Origin of the sequence: Syntrophorhabdus sp. (assembly GCA_012719415.1) — a bacterium.
Taxonomy (GTDB): domain Bacteria; phylum Desulfobacterota; class Syntrophorhabdia; order Syntrophorhabdales; family Syntrophorhabdaceae; genus Delta-02.
On the sequence record JAAYAK010000303.1, the window covers coordinates 1 to 9,197 of the forward strand.

The window sequence follows — 9,197 nt, forward strand, 5'->3', positions numbered from 1 at the left end:
GCCTCGTGGAATGCCGGCCCGGATGTCTGCGCGTGAACATTCGTTCCTGCACCAAGGACGAAAGGCATGAGTGCTGCGACCTTCAGGAAATCTCTTCTTCTCACCGTGGCACCATCGCTGTGGTATAGTGCGAATACAGCCGAATTTCTTGCTATTATACTACTTTCTTTTCCCTGATAACAGAAGAAGAAAGAACCCGGCAGCCTTGAGGGTGCCGAAAACGAGGCAACTCATCGTGAGACCCATGAGGGGAAAGAGGAAGAAGCCTCCCACCATGCCTCCTGTGAAACCGCCCGCGAGGTCAGCCGCGTAGACGGACCCCACGGACCCCCCGGTATGCTCTCTGTCCTCGCAGAGTTCCACGGCAAGGGGGAATTCCATTCCCGCAAAGAACCCCGGGACAAAGAGGAGGGCAAAGAAGAGAAGGCGGCCCGTCATACCTCCCGTGCCATGGCCGGCGAGGGCGAAAAGGACGGTGAGAAGAAGGCAGAAGAATGCCAGCGAGGCCTCGGCGGTCATAAGGGTCTTCGAAGCCCTTGCGGCCGCTGCGCCGCGCCGGGCAGCGGTCATGCTGCCGGCGGCCATGCCGGCCATGAGCATGGTGATGAGCATACCGATCTCATGGAAGACGTATCCGTATGCCACCTGGAAGACAAAGATGAGTGACAACTCGAGGAGCATGACGACGAAACCCGTCGTGGAGACGACGAAGAGAGCGGGTATCGTCCGGTGTCTGCCTTTCAGGAGGAATGTGCCGACGGTGACAAGCCCCAGCGCGGCGAGGAAGACGGGGATACCCCAATGCCCCGCGGCCGCGAAGAGCCCCTTCATTGAAGGGGTGTGAAGGGCATTGATGTACGCGATGGTGTAGTAGAGGCCCTTCGGGGCAAGGTCGCGGTTGGCCTCGGCCCGGGATGGTTCGATAGCGCGGCGGAACCACCCCATGCGTTCCCTGTCGAGGCGGTACTGGAGGTGGGGCGGCGAGATGAGCCGTGTGGCCAGCCGCAAGTCTCGCAACCTGCCTTCCAGTCTTTGCGGCGACAGGTCAATGTCCTTTGCCGACGCCGAGGCAAGGAAGATGTTCTCGTCTCCCGGGACAACGGCAACGTGAGCGAAGACCTTTCCCGCGGTGGTCATGGCGGACATGTTGATATCCCTGAGCTCCCTGTCGTAGTAAGCAAGGGAGCCGGGAACGGTGAAGACGAGAATGCCTTCATTCGCGAGGATCCGCCGCACTTCCCGGAAGAACTCCAGCGTGAAGAACCTGTTCGCCTGAAGCGTCGTGGGAGAGGTGATCCCTAAAAGGACAATGTCGTAACGCCGGCCGGGGGGTGCTATCTTGACAAAACGCCTGCCGTCGGTGTGGTGCAGGGTGACGCGGGGGTCGCCGAATTCAGACCGGACAAGCTCCGAAGGATAGCGGGCGATCGTACCGAGATAGGCGGGGTCGATCTCGACATAGTCGACATGGCGCACTGTGGGGTACTTGAGGACCTCGCCGATGACGCCGCCCGCTCCGCCATGAAGGATAAGGACATTGCGCGGCGAGCCGTGGGTGAGAAGAGGGATGTGGGCGATCTCCTCCGCGCGGGTTATGTCGGGCACGGGGATGGTGGCCGCCGGCAGGCCGTCGGTGAAGAGTGTGTACTGCCCCGTTCCCCGTGTCACGGCGATGTTCTGGTAGAGGGAGTTCTCGTAGGAAATGACATCGCGGCCGTGCCATTGCACGGCGATGGACTGCCAGTGCAGGCGTCCGTCAAGGCCTGCGGCCATGGAGAGGGCCGAACCGAGCGCGATGGCAAGGCTTAAGGCCGCAAGGAACCTTCCTGTTCGGGTTGCCGCCGAGACGGCCATGACAGAGCAGGCGAGGGCCATGAGGGCGAGTATCAGGCCCGCGATCCGGAACGAATGAAGCCAGGTGACAAGGACGTAGCTTACCAGTATCCCTCCGGCGATGGTCCCGACGATCTCGTAGAAGTAGACACTTCCCGCCGCCTTCCCGCCGGGGCCTTTCACGCCTTCGTAAACCCTGCAGGCCGTCGTGAAGGCGAAACCGTGGAGAAGACCCAGGGGAAGAAATATCACCATGGACGCGCCGAAGATGCTCGTAATGCCGAGGGCGATCTCCGGGGGAAGGCCCGCGATCACCTTAAAGGCGCGGATGGCATAGACGCTCGCCGGGAAGACAATGCCGAAGATGAGACTGACGGTAATGAAAGCATGCGCCGCGCCGCGGCCCCCCCGCGGCCACCGCCCTCCGATGAAGGCTCCAAGGGCCTCCCAGACGACCCAGGCGCCGATGGTCACACCGATGGAAAGCTCGTTCCCCCCGTAAAGGATAAGGCATTCCCTGATAAGGACCGTCTGCGCCACGATCCCCGAGAACCCGGTCACGAGAAGAAGAGATATAAGAGACGCGATCATGTGTGGACCTTGAGAAGACGGGTCATAGGTAATGGGTTATAGGTAATGGGAAAGACCTTTCTTTGATCCATACCCATCACCTATGGCCTATCACCCATAACCTGTCTTCTCCCTTTCCTTTACATACCATAGTGGAAGGAGGCGACAAATACAAGGTCACGGTCACGGTTTTCGCACATGGAATCTGGAACATGGAACCTGGAACGGTCTTTTATGCTATAATGGCAGCGGAACGAGCGATGGGAAAGAAGAGGTACATTCTCACTGTTGTCATCCTTGTTGCCTCTCTTGCGGCAGGGCTTGTCCTTCTTGCCAGGACGCCGCTGTTGCTGCGCGCCGTCTCCGCGGTGAGCGGACCCCTCCTCGGTTATGACATGGCGGCGGAGTCTTTTTCGTTGTATCCCCTGAAGGCGGACCTCAAGGGGCTCACCATCGCCGACACTCGCGGAAGGAACTTCATCTTCGCCAGTTCCCGGGTGAGCGTTTCTTCCAGTCCCGGGTCCGCCTTCCGCGGCGACGTGGAGAAGGTCCTTCTGAAGGACGCGAAGATACGCATCCGTCTCGGCGACAGGAAGGAGACGGAAACGGACCTGTCCTTCATCCGGAAGATACCCCCCGTCCACCTTCTGACCATGGAGAACGGGGAATTCACCCTCACCTTCAAGGGTTCTCCCGGTACCATCACATTGAAGAAGATCGACCTCACCGTGAAAGGCTTCTCGCCGGACCATGGAGGCGCGCTTGCCTTCACCGGTTCCGTCGTCATCGACGGGCCGGGGGGTTCGAAGATGAGGGCGACGGGAAGATGCAAGGGAAGGCTTGACCTGACGGGGATCCTCCCCGACATGCTGGGGAAGGGGGCCATCGAGATCGATATCGACGAGGGCTCGATGGGGGATGTGACGTTGAAGGGAATGAAGCTCACCCTTCCCGTGCTCTTCGAGAAGGACCGCATCGTGATCTCACGGGCCGCGGCGCTCATCGAGGCGGTGATCTTCGCGGGGCAAGGGCGCAAGGCGGAGCTCAGGAAGGGACAGCTTTCGATGAATGCCCTGTACGGCACCAGGGCGGGGACCCTCTCGGTGGACAACCTGCAGATCACGATGCCCGGCATAGGCGCGGTGAAGGGAACGGGGCGCCTGACCGTCAAGGGAGCCATGCCCTTCAACGCGGTCCTTGAAACGCGGGATCTCAATTTTTCCAGTCTCTTCGCGATGGCGAAGACGCTCATGACCGAGGAGGAGGCGAAGAAGTGGTCCGTCGAGGGACTGGGTTCGCTGACGGCCCGGATGGAAGGGAACATTGGCGGCAAGGCCCCGTCCCTTTCGGGGACCCTCACCATGGACGTGAGGAAAGGCGGTTTTTCATCTCCCGACGGCTCGAAGGCGGCCCAGGGCATCACGGGCTCCGTCATCCTCAATTTCAGCCTTCCCCGGGGAGAGGGCAAAGAGGCCTCCATGAAGATATCGTCGCAGGTTTCTTCCGGCGAGTACCTCTGGGGAAGGTATTACAAGGACCTCAGGAAGGAGCCCTCGAAGCTTTCTTCGCGGGCCGATGTGACGGTAAACGGAAGCGGAGGTTCCCGCTTCAGGGGCACTCTTGATCTCTTCAACACGGGGCGGTACGCCTACGACGGTTTCGTGGACGCCGGTAAATGGGGTGTTCATGTGACCGCCGAAGATGTCGCGGTGAAGAGGGTGGTCGGCCTCCTCGCGGCCGACTATCTCGCCCAGACGGCAGCGGCGCTGAAAGGCATGGAGGTTGACGGAAGGCTCGACGCCGATGTGTCCGTCACATCGGCGGGAAAGGGACTCGGCACGAAAGGGAGCGTGAGGCTATCGACCGCGTCGTTGAAGCTGCCCGCGGTCTCCCTCGCTGTGGCGGGGATCGATATGGACATCCCCTTCGATCTCGCGTCGGCCGGGAGCGGCGGTGCTGTTCCCCTCCCGGCCGGGCCTCTGGGCATTGTCACGGTCACGGGGTTTACGAAGGGCAGCTACAGCCTGCCGGAACTGAAGATACCCGTCACCGCCCATGGAAATGATATATCGGCCCCGGGGATCATATCCGTTCCCTTTTACGACGGCACGGTCCGCGTGAGGACCCTCACTGCGAAGGACATCCTCGGGTTGTCTCCGAAGCTGCTGTTCGGGATCTCAATGCGGGACATAGACGTCCAGAAGCTCTTGAGCGACCTCACGGGTCTTTCCTTTCCCGGCAAGGTCAAGGCGCGCTTTCCCGAGATCGCCTACCAGAACGGGGAGCTCGTCATGGAGGGGAAGCTGACCGTTGACATCTTCGGGGGCACGATAGAGGTGGCGGACATGTACGTGAAGGACCTCTTCTCGGCCTCGCGCAGGATGGGGGGGGACATCCTCTTCAGGAGCATCGATCTCGGGAAGGTGACGGAGACGATCAAGGTCGGCAGGATAACGGGCATCATCGAGGGCTCCGTGAAGGATCTGGTCGTCGAATACGGTCAACCATCGAGGTTTGTGTTTGACCTTGACACGGTCAAGAAATGGGGACAATCCCAGAAGGTGTCCGTCGATGCCATCGAGAACATATCCATCCTCGGCACCGGTTCCGGCGGCATCGGAGCGGTCCTCAAGAGCGGCCTCAACAAGTTCTTCAAGGAATACCCGTACAGCCGCATCGGCATACGGTGCACGCTCAGGAACGACAATTTCAACATCAGGGGGAAGATCGTCGAAGGGGGCACGGAATATCTCATACGGCGGGCCTTCCTGAGGGGGATAGATGTGGTGAACAGGGACCCCCAGAATATGGTAAGCTTCAAGGACATGCAGGAACGCGTCGGAAGAGTGTTCCAGAAGGACGAGGGCGGCGCGGGTCCGACGATAAAGGTGAACTAGAGAGATCAAGGAGGATACAATGATCAGGAAATTGCGTCATATCACGTTGGGTTTTGCGATTTTCTTCGCTGCCTGTGTCACCGTCAACATCTATTTCCCGGCCGCCGCCATCCAGAAGGCCGCCGACGAGATCGTGGATGACGTGCGGGGCACAAAGGACCAGAAGCAGCCCGAGGAGAAGAAGAACGACAAGCAGAGCAGCGTTATCGATTCCCTGCGCAGTCTCGTGGGGCCGAAAGAGGCTGAGGCCCAGATCAACGCGGATGTTTCCACCCCTGCCATCAGGAGCCTCAAACAGGCCATGGCCGCCAGTTTTCCCCAGCTCAAGCCCTTCTATGACAGGGGAGCCATCGGGGAGAACAACATGGGCTTCGTGGAGCCGCGCGACACGGGTGCTTTAAACCTTAAGGACAAGGCGGACCTCAACCGGGTCGTCAGCCAGGAGAACGGCAATCGCAATGCCCTGTACAACGAGATCATGAAGGCGAACAACCTGGGCGCGGACTCTCTGCCGAAGATCCAGAGGATCTTTGCCAACAGCTGGCGCGGGAAATCCCAGCCCGGTTGGTGGATACAGAACGACGGTGGAGGATGGGAAAAGAAGAGATAGTCCCGGCTCCGGCGAAAAAGGGAGGAATGTTCAGATGCGGAAGACGATGTTCATGAAGGTTCTCATCCCGGTCGTGCTGGCCGCCCATCTCTTCGCCTGCGCGGGAGCTTTCGTGAGCCCGGCGGCGCGCGCCGATTTCGAGGCCGGTCTTGCCCTCTTTAACCAGGGGAAGTTCGCCGAGGCCCTCCCTTTCTTCGAGAAGGCGGCGGCGGCCGAACCGGACTACTATGAGGCCCACCTCTATCTCGGCAGGACCTATCTCAGCATGAAGAGCTTCACGAAGGCGGTCCCTTCCTTGCGGACCGCTTACCGCCTCTCGCCGCAGGACTTCAAGGGCCAGATCGTCGATATCCTCATAGACGCCCTTCTCGGGGCGGCCTTCTCGGAGGTCAGGACGGGCAATTACGAAGGCTCCCTGTTGTACCTGAAGGAGCTCATGTCCGTGGAGCCGAAGGCGAAGAAGGTCAAGGAGGATATCTCGAACGCGCTTGTCGCGGTGGCGACGTCCCTGTTCATGAAGGGCGACGTCCGGGACGCGGTGAAGCTCTTTGGTGACGCCGTTACGGAGAACCCGAACAACGCGAAGGCGTATCTCGGACTCGCGCGGGCGCTCCTGAAGACGGGCGCCATCCCCGACGCCATAGACGCGGCCCGAAAGGCCCTCTCCCTCGACCCTGCGAGCAGCGAGGCCTTCAACCTGATGAAAGAGATGGTAAGATAGAGACGGCAGCCGCTTGAGCGTGAAGAGACAATGCAAGCGGCTTTGCCGTCAACAGGTGTCTTATCGGGGGTCAGGAAGCATTCTCGTTCTGTTTCTCCGGGAGAGAAGAAACGTCATCGACAAGTCTCTGTAAATAAATGGCTGTAAGTATAGCTATACTGGATATTGGTGCATATGTTTACATAACATCCTTGACTCATCTGTAATAAAATGACATAATGTCTATTATGACTGGACAAAGGGGCACAAAATTACAGCACCTGATGAGCTCTTTCCCCAGGGGGCTGGTTCTTACCAGCAGGTTTCTGGCAGCCAATGGTTTCAACAACAGGCTGGTTTCATGCTACAAGCATTCGCACTGGCTCGATTCTCTGGGAGATGGTGCTTATCGCCGTCGCGGAGAAGACGTTGATTGGAAGGGAGCGCTGGCTGCGCTGCAGATACAACTGCAACTCCCTGTCCATTGCGGGGCAAGGACCGCGCTGGTGCTTCAGGGTTTCGGACATTACGTGGAGTTTGACGAGCACGCGGTCTATCTTTTCGGCCCTCCGGGACTCAGACTTCCCAGATGGTTCGAGAGGCGGGACTGGAGTGTCCCGATAGTGTACAAGATGACGAGACTCTTTCCGTCCGGAATATCGGAAAGCCTGGTCGACCTTCCGGTCGGGGAGTATTCGATACGCGTTTCCTCGCCGGAGCGGGCAGCAATGGAAATGCTGTACCATGTCCCCGCGAAGCAAGGCTTTGATGAAGCCGAGCGTATCATGGAATCGCTTCTGACGCTCAGCGCTCCTCTCGTGCAAGAACTCCTTGAGGCATGCACATCCGTGAAGGTCAAACGATTGTTCCTGAGCATGGCCGAAGCTGAACGCCTGCCATGTCTTGAGGAGATCGATCTAGACAGGATCGATCTGGGAAAGGGAGACCGCACCATAGTCAAGGGCGGCCGCCTTGACCCGAAGTATCGTGTAACCCTTCCGCGCAAACAGGCAGGTTGATATGAATGATTCCCCGTACTACCGGCAGGCAAGACTGCTCCTCAGGATTCTGCCCATTATCTCCCGTTATCCCGTGTTCGCTCTGAAGGGTGGTACGGCGATCAATTTCTTCGTTCGCGATCTACCCCGGCTTTCAGTCGATATCGACCTGACCTACACGCCGGTCGATGACAGAGAGACAGCTCTTGCGGCGATCAGCAACGCCCTCGGTGACATTGAGAGAGATATTGAACGTATGATCGGGTCCGCGGCGATCGCGCGAAAGACAATTGAAGGAAAGACCCTTGGTCTTGTGGTCCGCGTGGAGGGGATTCTCGTGAAGATCGAGCCTAACCCGGTATTGCGGGGAACGATCTACGAACCGCAGGCGCTGTCGGCAACGCCCCGGGTACAGGATGAATTTGGGATGTCAGTGAGAGCCAAAGTCCTGGCCATGGAAGACCTGTACGGAGGAAAGATCTGCGCGGCTCTCGATCGCCAGCATCCGCGAGACCTCTTTGATGCCAAACTTCTCCTTGAAAATGAAGGCGTGACCGATTCGATAAGGGCATCTTTCATTGTCCACCTGGTTAGCCATGACCGCCCCATGTCAGAACTGCTTGAGCCCACCTTTCAGGACCTGCGACAGATCTATGAGAATGAATTTGAAGGCATGACATTTGTGAAGATCTCGATTGACGAACTCGAAGAGGCAAGGATCCGCCTTGTGGGGACGATCAGAGAGAGCCTGACCGGCAAGGATAAGGATTTCATCCTGTCGGTAAAGAGAGGAGAACCACGATGGGAGTGCCTTGGAATCAGAGGCATCGACCATCTGCCGGCGGTGAAATGGAAACTGCTCAACATCTCCAGGATGGACGGGAAGAAACACAGGTCGGCGATCCTCAAATTGGAGAGGTGTCTGGATCTTTGAGGCCAGCAATCCGGGAAATTGGCCTGTCCATTGTTTTCGCGTCGTCGGGAGGCAAAGAGCAAATAATACTGCATTCGACATCGGATGAATCCCGGTCCCCGGTTATCTAGGCATGAGGGTCTTGATTTTTCTGATCTCCTCTATTCTCTTGTTCCTGTCGCTTATGTAAGGGATGATCATTTCGACCTTGCCGGTCTTCGGGTTGACGGCGACGGTCTTCGGGATGAACTTGCCTGCCGCGGGGGAATTCATGGCCTTGATGACGTTCTGGGGAATGCCTGCCGAATCATTCTTTGAGACATAGACGACAAGGGCACTGCCCTTGAGTTCGCCCATCACGTCCAGCGTGGCCGTCCGGGCAAGGCCGCATCTCGTGTTCTCATCGGAATAAACGAAGACGATGGGCACGTTCGTTGAGGTGGCCCTCGCCTCAGCCTCCTTCAGCGAACCTATCCTGTATACCTCGGGAGGCAGGGAAAACCCCGCGACCGAAATCCCGACCCACCACGCCAGGACGCAACCCATCACACAGGCGATACGCAACACATGCTTCATCGCAAACATCCTTTCAGATGACAATCAGTCGCTTCAATAGAACAGGCGTCTGAGCCACAAAGCGTTCAGCGGACGTCGAGAACGGTCCGGATTGACGACA

The 9,197-nt window shown here is 58.5% G+C and carries 7 protein-coding genes; 5 read left to right on the forward strand and 2 right to left on the reverse strand.

What is annotated here, in order from left to right; genetic code table 11:
* Positions 1–159: 159 nt before the first annotated feature.
* Complete coding sequence (locus GXX82_17020; GenBank protein ID NLT24748.1) at positions 160–2,424, reverse strand: hypothetical protein; 2,265 nt, start codon at positions 2,422–2,424, stop codon at positions 160–162.
* A gap of 221 nt (positions 2,425–2,645) precedes the next feature.
* Here GXX82_17020 and GXX82_17025 point away from each other — a divergent pair, with 221 nt between their 5' ends.
* The 5 genes from GXX82_17025 to GXX82_17045 all read left to right on the forward strand — a co-directional run bounded on the left by GXX82_17025 (position 2,646) and on the right by GXX82_17045 (position 8,542).
* Positions 2,646–5,300 (forward strand): hypothetical protein, encoded by a 2,655-nt coding sequence (locus tag GXX82_17025; GenBank protein ID NLT24749.1) that lies wholly within the window; start codon positions 2,646–2,648, stop codon positions 5,298–5,300.
* Between the two features lie 19 nt (positions 5,301–5,319).
* Positions 5,320–5,910, forward strand: a complete 591-nt coding sequence (locus GXX82_17030; GenBank protein NLT24750.1) for a YdbL family protein — start codon at positions 5,320–5,322, stop codon at positions 5,908–5,910.
* Positions 5,911–5,944: 34 nt separating this feature from the next.
* Complete coding sequence (locus GXX82_17035) at positions 5,945–6,631, forward strand: tetratricopeptide repeat protein (GenBank protein ID NLT24751.1); 687 nt, start codon at positions 5,945–5,947, stop codon at positions 6,629–6,631.
* Between the two features lie 227 nt (positions 6,632–6,858).
* Positions 6,859–7,629 (forward strand): hypothetical protein, encoded by a 771-nt coding sequence (locus GXX82_17040; protein NLT24752.1) that lies wholly within the window; start codon positions 6,859–6,861, stop codon positions 7,627–7,629.
* A gap of 1 nt (position 7,630) precedes the next feature.
* Positions 7,631–8,542, forward strand: a complete 912-nt coding sequence (locus GXX82_17045) for a nucleotidyl transferase AbiEii/AbiGii toxin family protein (protein NLT24753.1) — start codon at positions 7,631–7,633, stop codon at positions 8,540–8,542.
* A 102-nt stretch (positions 8,543–8,644) separates the two neighbouring features.
* Here the strand turns inward: GXX82_17045 and GXX82_17050 are convergent, their stop codons facing one another.
* Positions 8,645–9,097 (reverse strand): hypothetical protein, encoded by a 453-nt coding sequence (locus GXX82_17050; protein NLT24754.1) that lies wholly within the window; start codon positions 9,095–9,097, stop codon positions 8,645–8,647.
* Positions 9,098–9,197 lie beyond the last annotated feature (100 nt).

What these genes read in the sequence shown, in the direction of transcription:
- GXX82_17020 (NLT24748.1), bottom strand. Translation starts at nt 2,424, where the DNA reads ATGATCGCGTCTCTTATATCTCTTCTTCTCGTGACCGGGTTCTCGGGG.
- GXX82_17025 (NLT24749.1), top strand. Translation starts at nt 2,646, where the DNA reads ATGGCAGCGGAACGAGCGATGGGAAAGAAGAGGTACATTCTCACTGTT.
- GXX82_17035 (NLT24751.1), top strand. Translation starts at nt 5,945, where the DNA reads ATGCGGAAGACGATGTTCATGAAGGTTCTCATCCCGGTCGTGCTGGCC.
- GXX82_17045 (NLT24753.1), top strand. Translation starts at nt 7,631, where the DNA reads ATGAATGATTCCCCGTACTACCGGCAGGCAAGACTGCTCCTCAGGATT.
- GXX82_17030 (NLT24750.1), top strand. Translation starts at nt 5,320, where the DNA reads ATGATCAGGAAATTGCGTCATATCACGTTGGGTTTTGCGATTTTCTTC.
- GXX82_17040 (NLT24752.1), top strand. Translation starts at nt 6,859, where the DNA reads ATGACTGGACAAAGGGGCACAAAATTACAGCACCTGATGAGCTCTTTC.
- GXX82_17050 (NLT24754.1), bottom strand. Translation starts at nt 9,097, where the DNA reads ATGAAGCATGTGTTGCGTATCGCCTGTGTGATGGGTTGCGTCCTGGCG.